The organism is Enterobacter cloacae complex sp. GYL001 (assembly GCF_049237125.1).
In the GTDB taxonomy this organism is placed as follows: domain Bacteria; phylum Pseudomonadota; class Gammaproteobacteria; order Enterobacterales; family Enterobacteriaceae; genus Enterobacter; species Enterobacter hormaechei_C.
Map to the genome: position 1 here is coordinate 265,082 of NZ_JBMKGW010000001.1, position 16,419 is coordinate 281,500.

Annotated in this window: 15 protein-coding genes; 3 read left to right on the plus strand and 12 right to left on the minus strand. The window is 56.4% G+C overall.

Annotated elements, in window-relative coordinates:
* Nucleotides 1-18 precede the first annotated feature (18 nt).
* The 4 genes from ACOTWU_RS01305 to cecR are packed head-to-tail and all read right to left on the minus strand — an operon-like array spanning nucleotide 19 to nucleotide 4,543.
* Nucleotides 19-1,152 (minus strand): ABC transporter permease, encoded by a 1,134-nt coding sequence (locus ACOTWU_RS01305; RefSeq protein WP_023296150.1) that lies wholly within the window; start codon nucleotides 1,150-1,152, stop codon nucleotides 19-21.
* Nucleotides 1,142-2,881: an ATP-binding cassette domain-containing protein gene (locus ACOTWU_RS01310; RefSeq protein ID WP_032668742.1), complete on the minus strand. Its 1,740-nt coding sequence runs from the start codon at nucleotides 2,879-2,881 to the stop codon at nucleotides 1,142-1,144. The genes ACOTWU_RS01305 and ACOTWU_RS01310 overlap by 11 nt, the downstream gene beginning before the upstream one ends.
* Entirely contained in the window at nucleotides 2,874-3,869 is a 996-nt protein-coding gene (gene hlyD / locus ACOTWU_RS01315; RefSeq protein ID WP_023296152.1) for a secretion protein HlyD, read from the minus strand. The genes ACOTWU_RS01310 and hlyD overlap by 8 nt, the downstream gene beginning before the upstream one ends.
* A complete protein-coding gene (gene cecR, locus ACOTWU_RS01320) occupies nucleotides 3,866-4,543 on the minus strand; it encodes a transcriptional regulator CecR (protein WP_015571074.1) in 678 nt (225 codons plus the stop codon). The genes hlyD and cecR overlap by 4 nt, the downstream gene beginning before the upstream one ends.
* Nucleotides 4,544-4,747: 204 nt before the next feature.
* Between cecR and rhlE the strand changes: the two genes are divergently transcribed.
* Together rhlE and dinG are read left to right on the plus strand one after the other, a co-directional pair.
* On the plus strand, nucleotides 4,748-6,130 hold the full coding sequence (gene rhlE, locus ACOTWU_RS01325; RefSeq protein WP_017693771.1) for an ATP-dependent RNA helicase RhlE: 1,383 nt from the start codon (nucleotides 4,748-4,750) through the stop codon (nucleotides 6,128-6,130).
* Nucleotides 6,131-6,227: 97 nt separating this feature from the next.
* Nucleotides 6,228-8,405, plus strand: coding sequence for an ATP-dependent DNA helicase DinG (gene dinG / locus ACOTWU_RS01330; protein ID WP_421625752.1), 2,178 nt, complete (start codon nucleotides 6,228-6,230; stop codon nucleotides 8,403-8,405).
* Here the strand turns inward: dinG and ACOTWU_RS01335 are convergent.
* The 5 genes from ACOTWU_RS01335 to ACOTWU_RS01355 all read right to left on the minus strand — a co-directional run bounded on the left by ACOTWU_RS01335 (nucleotide 8,392) and on the right by ACOTWU_RS01355 (nucleotide 13,762).
* Complete coding sequence (locus ACOTWU_RS01335) at nucleotides 8,392-8,895, minus strand: fimbrial protein (protein ID WP_015571072.1); 504 nt, start codon at nucleotides 8,893-8,895, stop codon at nucleotides 8,392-8,394. The genes dinG and ACOTWU_RS01335 overlap by 14 nt on opposite strands.
* 5 nt (nucleotides 8,896-8,900) lie before the next feature.
* Entirely contained in the window at nucleotides 8,901-9,890 is a 990-nt protein-coding gene (locus ACOTWU_RS01340) for a fimbrial protein (RefSeq protein WP_126499041.1), read from the minus strand.
* A gap of 21 nt (nucleotides 9,891-9,911) precedes the next feature.
* Entirely contained in the window at nucleotides 9,912-12,455 is a 2,544-nt protein-coding gene (locus tag ACOTWU_RS01345) for a fimbria/pilus outer membrane usher protein (protein ID WP_164554789.1), read from the minus strand.
* Nucleotides 12,456-12,481: 26 nt separating this feature from the next.
* Nucleotides 12,482-13,156: a fimbrial biogenesis chaperone gene (locus ACOTWU_RS01350; protein WP_017693767.1), complete on the minus strand. Its 675-nt coding sequence runs from the start codon at nucleotides 13,154-13,156 to the stop codon at nucleotides 12,482-12,484.
* Nucleotides 13,157-13,225: 69 nt separating this feature from the next.
* Nucleotides 13,226-13,762 carry a fimbrial protein gene (locus ACOTWU_RS01355; RefSeq protein WP_023303332.1) on the minus strand — a complete coding sequence of 179 codons (537 nt, stop codon included), beginning with the start codon at nucleotides 13,760-13,762 and terminating at the stop codon, nucleotides 13,226-13,228.
* Nucleotides 13,763-14,017: 255 nt separating this feature from the next.
* Here ACOTWU_RS01355 and ybiB point away from each other — a divergent pair, with 255 nt between their 5' ends.
* Nucleotides 14,018-14,980 (plus strand): DNA-binding protein YbiB, encoded by a 963-nt coding sequence (ybiB, locus tag ACOTWU_RS01360; protein WP_017384921.1) that lies wholly within the window; start codon nucleotides 14,018-14,020, stop codon nucleotides 14,978-14,980.
* A 117-nt stretch (nucleotides 14,981-15,097) separates the two neighbouring features.
* On the opposite strand, the gene ybiJ is transcribed toward ybiB, so the two are convergent.
* The 3 genes from ybiJ to mcbA all read right to left on the minus strand — a co-directional run bounded on the left by ybiJ (nucleotide 15,098) and on the right by mcbA (nucleotide 16,297).
* Nucleotides 15,098-15,358, minus strand: a complete 261-nt coding sequence (gene ybiJ / locus ACOTWU_RS01365) for a DUF1471 family protein YbiJ (RefSeq protein WP_003858474.1) — start codon at nucleotides 15,356-15,358, stop codon at nucleotides 15,098-15,100.
* 285 nt (nucleotides 15,359-15,643) lie between these two features.
* Entirely contained in the window at nucleotides 15,644-15,910 is a 267-nt protein-coding gene (locus ACOTWU_RS01370) for a DksA/TraR family C4-type zinc finger protein (protein ID WP_220719369.1), read from the minus strand.
* 123 nt (nucleotides 15,911-16,033) lie between these two features.
* Nucleotides 16,034-16,297: a DUF1471 family periplasmic protein McbA gene (gene mcbA / locus ACOTWU_RS01375; RefSeq protein WP_003858470.1), complete on the minus strand. Its 264-nt coding sequence runs from the start codon at nucleotides 16,295-16,297 to the stop codon at nucleotides 16,034-16,036.
* Nucleotides 16,298-16,419 lie beyond the last annotated feature (122 nt).

The window sequence follows — 16,419 nt, forward strand, 5'->3', positions numbered from 1 at the left end:
ACCTACAAAATCCGATGGCTAATCTAATCTTCTTTTCGTTTTCATCCACGTCAGCCCGATAAACATCACCGCCGACGCCAGCAAAAACAGGGTGTTGATAATCAGCACCACCGGAATATTTCCCGCCAGGAACAGGCTTTGCAGGGTGCTCACAAAGTAGCGCGCCGGAATGATGTACGTCACGGCGCGGATCACCGCCGGCATACTGTCTATCTGGAAGATAAAGCCGGAGAGCATAATCGACGGCAGGAAGGCGGCATTAAGCGCCACCTGCGCGGCGTTAAACTGGTTGCGGGTGATGGTGGAGATGAGTAGCCCCATCCCCAGCGTGCTGAGCAAAAACAGGCTGGTAATAAAGAACAGCAGCACCAGCGAGCCGCGGTACGGCACGCCAAGAATAAATACCGAGACCAGCATACAGAGCAGCATCGCCAGCATGCCGAGGAAGTAGTAGGGAATCAGCTTGCAGAGCAGCAGCTCGACGCGCGTCACTTCGGTCGAGAGCAGCGCCTCCATGGTGCCGCGCTCCCATTCGCGGGCGATCACCAGCGAGGTGAGGATCGCGCCAATCACCGTCATGATGATGGTGACCGCCCCCGGAATAATAAAATGCTGGCTAATGGCGGCGGGGTTAAACCAGTAGCGCGTCTGCACGTCAATCAGCGGTTCAAACTCCTCCCCCCGGTCTTCGGCGCGCTGCATCTGCCAGAGCTGCCAGATACCCTCCGCGTAGCCCTGCACGAAGTTGGCGGTGTTCGGCTCGCTGCCGTCGGTGATCACCTGAATTGGCGCATCGGCGCCCGGGCGTGCCATATTGGCGGCAAAATCGACCGGAATGACGATCAGACCGCGAATTTTTCCGGCCTGCATTTTCTGGATCAGTTCCTGCCGGTTGTCGCTGATGGTGGCATCGATGTAGGGCGAGCCGGTCATGGCGTGGGTGAAGTCCAGCGCCTCTTCGCTCTGCTGCTCCAGCAAAATCCCGACCCGCAGCTTGCTGGAGTCGAGGTTAATCCCGTAGCCGAAAATAAACAGCAGCAGCAGGGGGATCACCACCGCAATCAGCCAGCTGCTGGGGTCACGCACAATCTGCCGCGTCTCTTTGACGCACAGGGCGCGCACCCGGCGCCAGGAAAGGGTGTTACTGCGCATGAGTATTCTCCTTATCCCAGTCTTGGATGAGGGTGATAAACGCCTGCTCCATGGTCGGGTCTGGCTGAGCGTCGTCGGCGGCCTGCGCTTTCAGGTCATCCGGCGTGCCGTGGGCAATCAGCTTGCCGCGATAGACCAGCCCGATGCGGTCGCAATACTCTGCCTCGTCCATAAAGTGGGTGGTGACCATCACGGTCACGCCTTTTTCCACCATGCTATTGATATGCAACCAGAATTCTCGGCGGGTGAGGGGGTCCACGCCTGAAGTCGGTTCATCAAGAAACAGGATATCCGGCTCGTGCATCAGTGAGCAGGCCAGCGCCAGCCGCTGCTTAAAGCCGAGCGGCAGCTCGTCGGTGGCGTGGGACGCAATGTTGGTTAACGCGAAGGCGTCGCTCATGCGGCGGATTTTTTCGTTCTGCGCCCGCCCGCGCAGGCCGTACACGCCGGAGAAAAAGCGCAGATTCTGCTCGACCGTCAGGTTGCCATACAGCGAAAACTTCTGCGCCATATACCCGAGATGCTGGCGCGCCTTGCCGGAGCTGACTTTCAGATCCATATCCAGCACCAGCGCTTTGCCGGAGGTTGGTACCAGCAGGCCGCACATCATTTTGAAGGTGGTGGATTTCCCCGCGCCGTTCGGCCCGAGCAGGCCAAATATCTCGCCGCGCTTCACGGCAAAATTGACGTTATCGGTGGCGGCGAAATCGCCGAATTTTTTGGTGAGCGATTTCGCTTCAATGACCGTTTCGCCCGGCGTGCCTTCCACCGTGTGCAGGATGGCGCCAAGCGGTGATTCTGAGGTTCCCGCCCCGCCCAGCAGATCGATAAACGCATCTTCAAAGCGCGGCGCGGTCTCTGTCATGTCGATCTCAGGCATACCCTGCGCACGGCGGATATCGTCGGCGGTAGTCTCTTTTTTGAGGATCACGCGCACCGAACGGCCCTGAATCATCCCGTCGCTCACCTGCGGCAGCTTCAGTACCCGTTGCAGCAGCTTGCGGTTGGACTCCTGCGCGCTGTGCAGCAGAAAACTGCGCCCGGCCATGGTTTGCGTCAGCTCGGTGGGTTCGCCCTGATAGAGCAGTTCGCCTTCATTCATCAGCAGCACGTCGCGGCACTGCTCTGCTTCATCAAGGTAAGAGGTACTCCAGAGGATCAGCATGCCGTCACCCGCCAGCTCGTGCACCATCTGCCACAGCTCGCGGCGGGAAATCGGGTCCACGCCCACGCCGGGTTCATCCAGCAAGAGCACCTTCGGTTCGCCCACCAGCGTGCAGGCCAGCCCCAGCTTCTGCTTCATCCCGCCGGAAAGTTTGCCCGCCAGCCGGTCGGTGAATGGGCCGAGGGAGGTAAACGCAAGCAGACGCTGGAAGGTTTTCTGCCGGGTTTCGCCGGTAACGCTGCGCAGATCGGCATACAGGTTGAGGTTTTCCATTACCGTCAGATCTTCGTACAGACCAAACTTCTGCGGCATATAGCCGAGCATGCCGTGGAGCGCCGCGTCGTCTTTGATCGGATCGAGGCCAAGCACGCTGGCACTGCCTTCATCCGGCTTCAGCAATCCCGCCAGCATCCGCATCAGCGTGGTTTTGCCCGCGCCGTCCGGCCCCACCAGCCCGGTCACATAGCCTTTCTGGATCGTACAGTTCAGCGGCGCGACCGCCGGTTTAGCCATTCCCGGGAAGCGTTTGACCAGATTGTTGAGCTGGATAACCGCATCATTCATGTCGTTCCCCGTCGTTTAAGGTCACGGTAACAGGCATGCCCTGACGCAGCGCGTCGTCCGCATCGGTGACGATGATGCGCAGGCGGTACACCAGGTCGGTACGCAGGTCCGGGGTTTCAACGGTTTTTGGCGTGAACTCGGCGGTAGGGGAGACGAAGCCCACTTTGCCGTGATATGGCTTGTCCGGGCGACCGTCGGTATAGAGCAGCAGTTCGCGGCCCGGCTGCATCTGGCCAAGATTTGGCTCATCAATGTAAGCGCGCACCCACACCGGACGGGTTAAGGAGAGCGTTAACACGGTGCTGCCCGCGCTGAGCATGCTGCCCGGCTCCACGGCGCGGGTCATCAGCGTGCCGTCAGACGGGGCGACTAACGTGGTGTCGTGCAGATCCAGCTCCGCCTGGGCTAACTGCGCCTGCGCCTGCTCAAGGCTGGCCTTCGCCTGGGCAATGTCCTGCGCACGGTTACCGGTGCGGTACTGGCTTAGCTTATCCTGGGCAGATTTCAGCGTCGCCTGTGCCTGGTCGCGGGATGAGCGCGCGTTTTCCAGGTCGTTGGCGGAAATAGTACGGCTTTTCCATAAGCCTTGCTGACGGTTATAGAAATTCTGCGCATAGTCATAGGCTGCTTTTGCCTGCTTAACGGCAGCGGCCGCCTGGGAGATCTCTTCGTCACGGTAGCCCGCCAGCATCAGGTCGTATTGCGCCTGTGCGACGGAGACGCCTGCTTTTGCCTGCATCAGCGCGTTCTCAAACGGGGCTTTGTCCAGCATTCCCAGCGTCTGCCCGGCTTTGATGGCATCGCCTTCGTCAACGTTCAGCGAGGCCAGCCGTCCGCCGACGCGGAAGCTCATGTTCACGGTGCGGATATCCACGTTGCCGTACAGCGTCAGGCCACGATCCTGCTGGCTCTGATACCACAGCCAGCCACCGATTCCCGCAGCAAGTAACACAACAACCACCAGAATGATGGCGACAGGTTTTTTCATGACTTCTGGCTCCTTTGCGTTAAGCCTTGCAGGATCAGATCAACGTGACAGGTAATGACCTGGCTAATTTGCGCGGCTTTATCCTCATCGAATTGTGTCCAGCCCGTACGTAACAGGATGGTCTCACGCCCCAGACGGAAGGCGAGCACTTCGCCCAGCAGGGCGTGGGTATGCAAAATGGTGTCGGTATCGCTGGCGTCCCGTCCGGTATAGGCGGCGATCAGCCGGGTCAGATGGCCGTGCATCGGAGCGATCACCTGATCGTGCACCAGCTGGTACGCGGCAGTGGGGGAGAGCTGCTCGCGGGAGATAAATTTGCTCAGGTTCAGCGTATCGTCGTGCGTCAGCAGGCGGATCATGTTGTGACAGGCGTTAAGGATCAACTGGCGGATGGCAGCCCGGTCCGGCTCTGGCTGGCTGAACAGCGCGGTGGCTTCTTCCACGTGCGGGCGGAAGCTGGTGCCGATAAAATCCGCGATCCACTGGGCACAGGCGAGGTATAAATCCTCTTTTGAGCCAAAATAGTAGGTGATGGCCGCAATATTCTGCCCGGCCTGAGCGGCGATATCCCGCGTGGTGGCATGCAGACCATACTCGCCAAACTGCGCCAGCGCAGCGGCGATAAGCTGACTTTTCGCCTGTTCGCCTTTGGTTGTCGTTGGGGTTGTATTCATAGCAGCACTAAAAATTAATCAATCGATTGATTAAGATTATGCCTGATTCCTGCCTGCGTCGAGTCATCGCCGGGGATATTTTATGCGCCACGTCACAAAAGCTGCTACACTCCGCACCTTCGCGACATTGTGGTTTTTGTCCTTCTATTCGCTATATCTCCCTGAAAACTACACCTGTGATGGTCGGGGCGGTTCGGAGTTTTTATGTCTTTTGATTCCCTTGGTCTGAACCCGGAAATTCTGCGCGCCATCGCAGAGCAGGGCTACGTTGAGCCAACCCCTATCCAGCAGCAGGCCATTCCGGCCGTTTTGCAGGGCCGTGACCTGATGGCAAGCGCGCAGACCGGTACCGGTAAGACCGCAGGCTTTACCCTGCCGCTGCTGGAGCTGTTGGTAAAAAACCAGCCGCACGCCAAAGGCCGTCGTCCGGTGCGTGCGCTGATCCTCACCCCAACCCGCGAACTGGCGGCCCAGATTGGCGAGAACGTGCGTGAATACAGCCGCTACCTCAACATTCGTTCGCTGGTGGTTTTCGGCGGGGTAAGCATTAACCCACAGATGATGAAGCTGCGCGGCGGCGTGGACGTGCTGGTGGCAACGCCGGGGCGTCTGCTGGATCTGGAACACCAGAACGCGGTGAAGCTCGATAACATCGAAATTCTGGTTCTGGACGAAGCCGACCGTATGCTGGATATGGGCTTCATCCACGACATTCGCCGCGTGCTGGCGAAGCTGCCGACGCGTCGTCAGAACCTGCTCTTCTCCGCGACTTTCTCCGACGAGATCAAGGCACTGGCGGAAAAGCTGCTGCATAACCCGCTGGAAGTGGAAGTCGCGCGCCGCAATACCGCCTCCGAGCAGGTGACGCAGCACGTGCACTTTGTGGATAAGAAGCGCAAGCGGGAACTGCTCTCCCAGATGATCGGCCAGGGCAACTGGCAGCAGGTACTGGTCTTTACCCGCACCAAGCACGGCGCTAACCACCTGGCGGAACAGCTCAATAAAGACGGTATTCGCAGCGCGGCGATCCACGGCAACAAGAGTCAAGGTGCGCGTACCCGCGCGCTGGCTGATTTTAAATCCGGCGACATACGTGTGCTGGTGGCAACCGACATCGCCGCCCGTGGCCTGGACATTGAAGAGCTGCCGCACGTGGTGAACTACGAGCTGCCAAACGTGCCGGAAGACTACGTGCACCGTATCGGCCGTACCGGCCGTGCGGCGGCAACCGGGGAAGCGCTCTCTCTGGTCTGCGTGGATGAACACAAGCTGCTGCGCGACATCGAACGCCTGCTGAAGAAAGAGATCCCGCGCATTGAAACCCCGGGTTATGAAGTGGACCCGTCGATCAAAGCTGAGCCAATTCAGAACGGTCGTCAGGGCGGCGGTCGCGGTCAGGGTGGCGGTGGTCGCGGTCAGCAGCCGCGTCGTGCCGAAGGTGGCGCGCCGAAATCTTCGGGCAAACCGCCGCGTCGTAATAACGACAGCAAACCAGCCGGTGAAAACCCGTGGCGTAGCGGCGAAGGGAAACCGGCAGGCGAGGGGCAGCGCCGACGCCGCCCGCGTAAACCTGCTAACCCGCAGTAATCTGGAAGCCCGGTCGTAAAGCCGGGCTTTTCTTTTTGCGGCAGCGGAGAGAAAGTGCCACAATAGTGGCTGTTTATACAGTATTTCAGGTTTTCCGATGGCTTTAACCGCTGCGCTCAAGGCGCAAATTGGCGCATGGTATAAGGCGCTACAACAGCAGATCCCCGACTTTATCCCCCGAGCCCCGCAGCGGCAGATGATTGCCGACGTGGCAAAAACGCTCGCCGGGGACGACGGACGACATCTGGCGATTGAAGCCCCGACCGGCGTCGGGAAAACCCTGTCGTATCTCATTCCCGGCATTGCCATCGCGCGGGAAGAAGACAAAACGCTGGTGGTCAGTACCGCTAACGTGGCCTTGCAGGATCAGATCTTCAGCAAAGATTTGCCGCTGCTGCGCAAAATTATCCCGGATTTACGCTTCACCGCCGCCTTTGGTCGCGGGCGTTACGTCTGCCCGCGCAATCTGGCGGCGCTGGCCAGCAGTGAACCCTCCCAGCAGGATCTGCTCGCGTTTCTTGATGACGAGCTGACGCCAAACAACAAGGCGGAGCAGGAGCAGTGCGCAAAGCTAAAGGCCGATCTCGACGGCTACAGGTGGGACGGCCTGCGGGATCACACCAGCCAGGCGATCGGCGACGACCTGTGGCGCAGGCTCAGCACCGATAAAGCGAGCTGCCTGAACCGCAACTGTCATTACTATCGCGAGTGCCCGTTCTTTGTCGCCCGGCGTGAGATTCAGGAAGCGGAGGTGGTTGTCGCCAACCATGCGCTGGTGATGGCTGCCCTGGAGAGTGAAGCGGTCCTGCCGGAGCCCAAAAACCTGCTGCTGGTGCTGGATGAAGGTCATCATCTGCCCGACGTGGCGCGGGATGCGCTGGAGATGAGTGCGGAAATTACCGCCCCGTGGTTTCGCCTGCAACTCGATCTGTTCTGCAAGCTGGTGGCAACCTGCATGGAGCAGTTCCGCCCGAAAACCACGCCGCCGCTGGCGGTCCCGGAGCGGTTGAGCGAGCACTGTGAAGAGGTGTACGGCCTCATCGCCTCGCTGAATAACATCCTTGACCTGTATCTTCCCGCCACCCAGGAAGCGGAACACCGCTTTGCGATGGGGGAGTTGCCACAGGAAGTGATGGAGATTTGCCAGCAGCTGGCGAAGCACCTTGAAAAGCTGCGCGGGCTGGCGGAGATGTTCTTAAACGATCTCAGCGAGAAAACCGGTACCCATGACGTGGTGCGCTTGCACCGCATTCTGCTGCAAATGAACCGCGCGCTGGGCATGTTTGAGGCGCAGAGCAAACTCTGGCGGCTGGCCTCGATGGCGCAGGCGTCCGGGGCGCCAGTGACAAAGTGGGCCACCCGCGAAGTGCGAGACGGACAGGTACATCTGTTCTTCCACTGCGTGGGCATCCGCGTGGCCGATCAGCTGGAAAAGCTGATCTGGCGCAGCGTGCCGCACGTGGTAGTGACGTCGGCAACCCTGCGTTCACTGAACAGCTTCTCAAGGTTGCAGGAAATGAGCGGCCTGAAAGAGAAAGCGGGGGACCGTTTTGTGGCCCTGGACTCGCCGTTCAACCACTGTGAGCAGGGCAAGCTGGTGATCCCGCGCATGAACTATGAGCCGCTTATCGATAACGAAGAGCAGCATATTGCGGAAATGGCGGCCTACTTCCGCGAGCAGGTTGAGAGTAAAAAAAACCCCGGTATGCTGGTGCTGTTTGCCAGCGGCCGCGCGATGCAACGCTTCCTGGAGCACGTCACCGATCTGCGCTTACTCCTGCTGGTGCAGGGCGATCAGCCGCGCTATCGGCTGGTGGAAACGCACCGTAAACGCATTGATAACGGCGAGCGTAGCGTGCTGGTGGGGCTACAGTCCTTTGCGGAAGGGCTGGATTTAAAAGGCGACTACCTGACGCAGGTGCATATCCATAAAATTGCCTTCCCGCCCATCGACAGCCCGGTGGTGATCACCGAAGGCGAATGGCTGAAAAGCCTTAACCGTTATCCGTTTGAAGTGCAAAGCCTGCCTGCGGCGTCGTTTAACCTGATCCAGCAGGTCGGGCGCCTGATCCGTAGCCACGGATGCTGGGGCGAGGTGGTGATTTATGACAAACGTCTGCTCACCAAAAACTATGGCCAGCGGCTGCTGAATGCGCTGCCGATCTTCCCGATTGAGCAGCCAGAAGTGCCGGAGGTAAAAAAACGCCCGGCAAAACCCTCTGCCGGGCGTACAAAAAGCATCCGTGCAAAGAGGCGCGGTCCTACTGGTAAGTGAATGTCACCTGAATCACGCTGCTGAACGTCCCGGCAGTGACGGGCATTGAGGTGGCGTAGTAGCGTGCGGACAGAGGAAAGGTTGCCGTGTGGTCGCTCGGATTGATGGCGGCGTTAAAGGCGGCCTGCGGGGCAATCAGTATTTTGTCCTGTCGGTCTGCCAGCTCCAGCGCCAGTCCCTTTGCGCTACCGATATTGGCAAATTTGGTCGGATGCACGCTGTCTGCCTGGCCATAGAAAAAGGCCGTGGCAAGCGCCAGCGTGGCTGGGCAGTGCGATACTGACAGGGAAAAGTCTTTCCACTCGCCGGTATCCCCCACGTCTCTAAAACTGCCCGACACCGCCTGGCCTAAGTCCACCGTCAGGTTGCGGCTGGCGCTGTCAATGACGCAGGTATTGGCGTAAATATTTCCCGTCATCTGGATCTGAATGTCGTCTGCGTGAGCCTGGGCCAGTAAGCCCACCGCCAGAAACGCGATTGTCTTTTTCATGTTTGTCACTTATAGGCGAGAGTGATGGTTGCTACGGTGTTGGCGGGGCCGGGCGTCACCACATCGCTGGTCTGCTCGTAGCGAACCTGAAAGGGGATATCCAGCGTTTCATTGGCAACGGCCTGGCTTTGGGTGTTGACGTAGGAGTCAAAGGTCGCGATATGGTCATCAAACAGCATTCTTACCCCGACGCCCCTTGCCATGCCCGTCTGCTTCGTCAGTTTGATCACTCCCTCAAATGCCGTTTCGTACCCGTTAGCACTGGTGATTTTTAGCTCAGGCTGAACGGTTGTGTCACAGTTAACGGTGATATTAAACGTCTGAGCGGGGCTGGATAAAAACCCCACGCTCATAAAATCACTGACGGGAAAATCGCCCAAATTAACGGTGAGATTTTTTGGCGAAACAGAGCAGGTGACCTGATGCAAAATGACGTTACCTGCATACGCAATATGATTAGGGCTGCCGATCCCTTCATGGCCAAAAACGCCAATGCCGAATTCGGTCTGAGACTGCAACAGCGTGCCGGATGTCACGGCGTCGCTTGTTTTCACCAGTTCAAGCGTGACGTCAAAGTTAAACGACTGTGTGCCATCGGTAGAAACATAGGCAACAGGCGTTCCGCGTGAATCGCACTGTACTCCGCCGGCTCCGCTGATTCGCTGACCCTGATCGTTCATTAGTGCGACCCCAATCCCCGGTACGCCGGAATCATAAACGCCCCTGAGCCCAGGAATTTCCGCGCCGGTGCCGTAGTAGCAGGAAACAATTTCCAGACCGCTGTCGATACTCTGATCGCAGTGCCCGGCAACATGAACGCTTTGCTCTGTCCCCGGGATAGTTGCGCCAACGGCCAGCGTCGTGGGGACAGAGATGGAGGCCACGTTAATCATTTTGGGCAGATCCGGCGTGGTGCAGGTCGCCTTCGCATGCGGCATAAATAACGCGGCGGTTCCCAGAACCAGTAAGAAAAAGCACTGTTTAATCATTTGCATAATCGTTAGCCTGAACGGTAATCAATGACACTGCGCGGCAGCGTTAATGATGCTGGTTTTCTCTTTCTCATCCGTTAGCGCATAGTCAGCGACGCAGTGCTCGCTCGCCTCCTGTCCCCAGGAAACGTTGAGATGCCCTTGCTGTGGCAGACCCGAGAGGTAAGTCTGGCCGTCATTTCCGACAATAAATTCGCTGTCCTTATCCCCGGTGGTGACCGTTGCGCCGAAGGGCAGCGGTTTACCATTTTGTGTAAGCGTCATCAGGACGCGATTACCCACGCGGGTAGTAAAGCTGGCGCGCACCACGGCCCCTCGGGTCGGCGTCACGATCTGCGCCGCGTGGGTGACGTCGGCATCCTCCGGCAGCGTTTCGGTATCCAGTGCGATGGTGTTATGGCGATACGCGGTCACGAACGGCACGACGGTATAGCCGCGGAAGTCAGTCTCCACGCCTGTCTGGTTGGTGATATGGGTGCCGTGCGTACCTGGCGCTTTCACCAGCGCGATGGTTTCACCGAGCGGCTGGCTCAGGGTTATCCCGTTAGCGTGGGCCACCACGCCGCCCTGCAAACCGACGTTCAGGGTCTGCTGATACTTATCCTGACTGACGCCTGCGCTCACTTCGCCGTAGGTCGCTTTGTAATCGGTGTTGATGCTGGTGGAGTTACCGCTGCCGGTGCTGCTGAGTCCTTCCTGGATATTCCAGTTCAGGTTGTCTTCTTTCAGCGCCGTACCGTTAAGACCGATGTTCTGCGTGGTGCCATCTTTGGTGTTGTTCAGGTTGTACGTGGCCCAGGTGTTATGCATCCAGCGATCCAGCGGAACCGAAACGCTCAGCGAGAACTGGTTGTCGTTTGTTACCTCATTACCGTCTTCATCGCTGTCGTGGGTGTTTTTGTTCATGCTGTAGCTGAGGCTGTAGCTCACGCCGTGCCAGCTGTTGTTGTAGCTGACGCTCAGGGAGGTCATGTTCTGGCTCTGGCTCCAGTAAGTTTCCTTCACCATGCTCAGCGTCACCGACCCCCAACCTTCTGGCAGCGTCTGGTCAATGGTGGCTTCTGTACGGGCGCGGCGCTGCTGGGGAGCAGACCAGTCGTCAGCGCGGGTATACGACTCCATAGTGTCGTCCAGGGTGTAAAACCCCTTGCTGTTATAGCGATAGCCCGCAAGCGAAAAGTTGGTGCCTGAACCGGCGAAATCTTTGCTGTAGCGTACGCGCCACGACTGGCCCTTGCTGGACTGCTGTTTTTTCAGCAGGGCTCTGGCGCGGGTCACGTCAATGGAGAACGCCCCGAGATCGCCCATGTTTTTCCCGGCGCCGAGCGCCTGGGACTGATAGTGGCTGCTCTGCTGCACGCCGCCGTAGGCCGTGAAGCCGTGAGGTAAACCGTAGATGGCGCTTCCCTGGGCAAACGGGGTCTTTTCAACGTCTTTGTCATAAGAGCGATAACGCCCGGCGGTTACGCTGTAGCGCAGGTTTTTTTCACGCTGCAATACCGGCACGGAGGCAAACGGCACCACGAAATGACTTTCGCTGCCGTCAGTTTCTTTCACCGTGACCTGGAGGTCGCCGCTGCTGCCGGTGGGGTAGAGGTCGTTAATTTCGAATGCGCCCGGCGCGACCGTGTTCTGATAAATCACGTACCCGTTCTGGCGGACCATCACCAGCGCGTTACTGTGGGCGGTGCCGCGAATAATAGGGGCATAGCCTTTTTCGCTGTCTGGCAGCATGTCGTTGTCGGATTTCAGCTCCACGCCGGTGTAGGGGACGCTGTCAAAAACGTCGGAAGGTGAGGTGCTTTGGCCCACCGTCACGTCACTTTTCATTGCCACAATATCGCGTTGCGCATAGGTATAAACGGAGGTGAATTTCTGTTCCTCCTCGTGGCCCGTGGTGCTGCGATTCCAGGTGGAGTAGTTACGAACGCGCCATGCCCCGAGGTTGAAGCCGGGACGCAGGTTAACGTACTGGCTGCTGCTATCCTCTTCACCCTGCTGGCGCGCATGGCTCTGGCTGGCGTTGACGCTGTAATTAAGCAGGCCCGCGTTGATCCCTTCGTCAAACTCTTTCGGGTCGATGTAACCGCGTGGCACCTGTCCGAGCGCCTTTTGCGGAATGCTCAGCAGCAGCTGCTGATTGCGCACGCGAAAGGTCGCGGATGCCGAAGGGATGGCGTGTAGATCGGCGCATTGACCTTCTGCCCTCAGCTGCGGATATTTTTGCGTTTTGATCCCGAGGCTCTTTAATTCGTCCAGTGTAAAACAAGGCTGAAGCGTGCTGGTGCCCTGCGGATCTTTAACTACGTTAAAGGTCACGTCACGGGTATCAATTTTATTGTTATTGATAAATACCGCGACCTGATATTTACCTGGCGCCTGACCGGGACCTTTTTCATAGACAGACAGATCGGTCTTTTCCTGCTGCGGGTTATCAATGTCCAGCAGGGCAGGGTTAAAATAATCATCAGCCAAAACCTGCTGCGCAAAGATCGCCATTGCCAGGCAACAAAAAGTCATCAGCAATGACGAAAATCGGCAGGTGAACGGCTTTTTATGGCGGTACATGATGATTTTATTACCGGGCAATATTATTAATGAACGGGTTTAGACCATGTCTGGCTGATGCTGCCGTAATCCGTAATAATGGAATACACGACGGTCGAGCCTCCGACATTGCCAGGTAAAGCAAAATGCGTTTCAGTTTTCGGCACAGCCCAGGTGGCTTTCGTGATTTTCTGACCATTCAGGGTGACGGCCTGAAAATTCATATAGAAAGGCGTGGGATTGTTCACCACTAAATCATTCCCTTCGCGATGCCATTCAAGTTTATCGGCCATATCTTCTGGTTTGCCTTTTACCGCTGACGGGCGATAGAGCAATTTAATTCGGGTGTTAATGGCAATTTGCAGCGTATTTACGCCTTCAACCTGCTTTGAGGAAGGGATCGCTTTAATATTCAGCCAGTACAGAGATTCCCTGTCTTCCGGTAAATTTCCTCCCGTACGCACCACGCGTAGTACGTTATCTTCTTTCGCATCCAGTCGGAAAAGCGGCGGGGTGATCAGGAACGGGGCTTTGGCCAGGTTTTTACCGCCGGAATCGACCCAGGACTGCACCAGATAATCCGTGGTATCTGGGTTTGAAAGACCAAGAGATGATTCCTTTTTATCTCCCTGATAGACCAGACGGGTGCCATTGATCACGACACCCGCCTGTGCCGAGGCTGCTACCAGTAAAAGAGTGCTCAGTAAATAACCGTGGCGCATAAAGATTTCTCAATAAAAAGATGAGATATTAATGCCCGCAAGAGCATTAATATCTCAGGATTGATAAGATCAGTTATAAATAACGGTGAAGGTCGATACAGAGTTAGCAGGGCCCGCAGTAACTGCCGCCTGAGTTTGAATATAACGCGCACCGAACTCCAGGTCGTTAACCTCCGTTCCGGAGGCTAAAGGATATTGCTTCGAAGGGGTATACAGAGTGACAGGCTGCCCGGAAGCATCCATTAGCTGAATAGCTACACCAGTAGCCGCATCGGTATCGGGCGTTAATGCCAGCGTGGCATTATTATCCGCATCCGGGGTACCACCGAAGTTAATCGCAGCCGAGGTTACGGTTTCCGGACAATTGGTTAACTTAATATCAAACTTCGTGAGTGTGCTGGTAGAGCCTGCGCCGGTAAATACCGTTTTAGATACTTTTCCTAACTGAACATCTAATGGATTACTTAATCCATTCACGACCTGGCAAGCAGAATCGATAATTTCTCCGGTGAAATTAATCTGCCCTTCACCGTTGGTTGCCGCAAATGCGGATGCAGAACATCCCACCGTTGTGGCGATAAACAACCCTAATGCAACCTTGTTCATAGTAAATCCCAATGTGTTACTGGCAAAAACGTTGCCTGGACGTTTTTACCGTTGACCCTTAATAACTTTCCGATGTTTATTTAATCAAAAAAAGGGCAGGTACGAATCTTTAGTTCCAATCACAAATAATGCAAATAGTGCTTGAGTTTATTTTTTTACCTGAAAACAGCAGGTTGATAATGATCACAAAACACTATCGGGTGCGTGTTCATCGGGCTATATTGTTAACAAGATGATGCTGTCAGGAGAAATGTCGTGGATTACCGCAAAATTATCAAAGAGGTAGGGCGTGGGAAAAACCATGCTCGCGATCTGGATCAGGAAACGGCCCGTGCGTTGTACACGCATATGCTGAATGGCGACGTGCCGGATCTGGAAATGGGCGGCATTCTGATTGCGCTGCGCATCAAAGGGGAAGGTGAGGCGGAGATGCGCGGTTTTTATGAGGCCATGCAGTCGCAGACGATGCGTTTAACCCCGCCCGTCACGAAGCCGATGCCGATTGTGATCCCGACCTACAATGGCGCGCGTAAGCAGGCAAACCTCACGCCGCTGCTGGCTATTCTGTTGCAGAAACTCGGTTTCCCGGTGGTGGTGCATGGCGTGAGCGAAGATCCGACGCGCGTGCTGACAGAAACCATTCTGGAATTATTAGGCATCGAACCCACTCTCCATGCTGGCCAGGCGCAGGCAAAGCTGGAGGGGAACCAGCCGGTCTATATTCCCGTGCGCGCGCTCTGCCCGCCGCTGGAAAAGCAGCTGGACATGCGCTGGCGCATGGGGGTACGTAACAGCGCCCACACCCTGGCGAAGCTGGCGACGCCGTTTGCCGAAGACGCCGCGCTGCGTCTTTCCAGTGTCTCCCATCCGGAGTACGTGACGCGGGTCGGTCAATTCTTTGCCGAAATCGGCGGGCGAGCGCTGCTGATGCATGGAACTGAAGGGGAGGTTTACGCCAACCCGCAGCGTTGTCCACAGCTGATGCTGATTGAGCCTGCCGGGACGCGGGTCGTGCTGGAACGTGGGGAAGAGAACAGCGATGTGATCCTGCCTGAGTCGAAAGATCCGCAAGTCACCGCGCACTGGATCGTACAGTGTCTGGCCGGAAAGGTGCCGGTTCCGCAGTCTATCAAGCTGCAAATGGCCTGCTGTCTGCTGGCGGCAGGGGAAGTGGCGTCCGTGGACGCCGGGTTGCAGCGCGTGGCGCAGTCGTTTTAAGCAAAAAAAAAGCCCGTCCAGTGGCGGACGGGCAAACAAGGGTAACAACAACAGGGTCAATGAGGGTTGGAGCATCTCACCAGAGGGTAGGGTGAGGGTGGAGCATAATTCGTTCGATTACTTGTAGATAACCGCAGTACCGCTCAGTTTGTTATTACCGTTAGTGGAGGTGATGGTGTATCCACTTGCGCCGGCAGCGGCAGCTTTTTCCGCCAGTTTGGCTTCCAGACCGTCCAGCGTGGTCGCGCCTTCAGCACTCACCACCCCGATTTTGTTCAGATCCTGTGCCTGAGTAGAGGAGACTGGCTCTACGGCGAAAGCGCCGAAAGACAGAGCGGACAGGGCAACAGCGGCAACAGCATATTTGATGGTTTTCATAGGTCAATTCTCGCAGGTTATTCTGTTAAGGGGACGATGTTCCGTCGATGTGATAAGTATCACGGTTTTTAGTGGAAGATAAAATCGAAGAGAATTGACGTGGTTGCTCAAAAAAATTGAATGACAAATAACTTATTGATTATTAATAAATTCAGAAGCGCAATTGACATTTCTTGGGGATGCGCTTTACAGAAGCCATCGGAAGGGCACGTTTTGCTACGCGTTTCGCTAAAAGTCGTGAGCGTAAAGTAAACGGCTGGCGCGGTTAACTTCGGTAAAGGAAAGTCAACGTAACTGGCTGTCTTTCGATCCTCTACGATTATATCCTGAATGTTCCGCATTTTTTGAATCTTTCTCCTGCTGACAGGCAATGCATAGCCGTACGCCAGGAATGGCTTTACGCCGTGCTTCAGGAATCGGATCCCCGCATTCTTCGCATTCCGTCAAACTTTCGCCGCGCGGAATTTCACCGCGAGCACGCGCGACCGCATCTTCAATGGTACTGTTGATCTGTTCGTTAACGGCGTCGTCATTCGCCCAGCCGGAAGCCATCATGTTCTCCTGATCTGTTTAAGCCATTCATCTTAATATGGGGTTAAAAAACGCACAGTCAAGGCGAAGGAAGGAAATGAGAACTGCATCTGCCTGGCAGATGCAGTGTGGGAAAAGAGGGCGTTATTTATAGATGGTCGCGGTGCCGTACATATGGTTATCGCCACCGGCGGCGTTCACCACGAAGCCTTTAGCCCCTTCCTGACGCGCTTTTTCGGCCAGCTTGTCCTGAAGGTCATCAAGGTTGCTTGCCCGGCTGACAGAGACCGTCCCGGCCGCACGTAGCTGGCTGGTGTCGTTGCTGTCGGTCAGAGGTTGAACGGACCAGGCTGAGAACGATGCGCCTGCCAGCGCACCCGCAATAATAAAGGTCAGATACTTTTTCATAATCACATCCTCAGGGGAAACAACAGGTGATTCCTCTTAAGTTTAGAAGCCTGACGCGCGTGATTTAGCGCAAAAATTTGATGATGATCTGCTTATTTTTTGAACGATAAATTCTGACAATT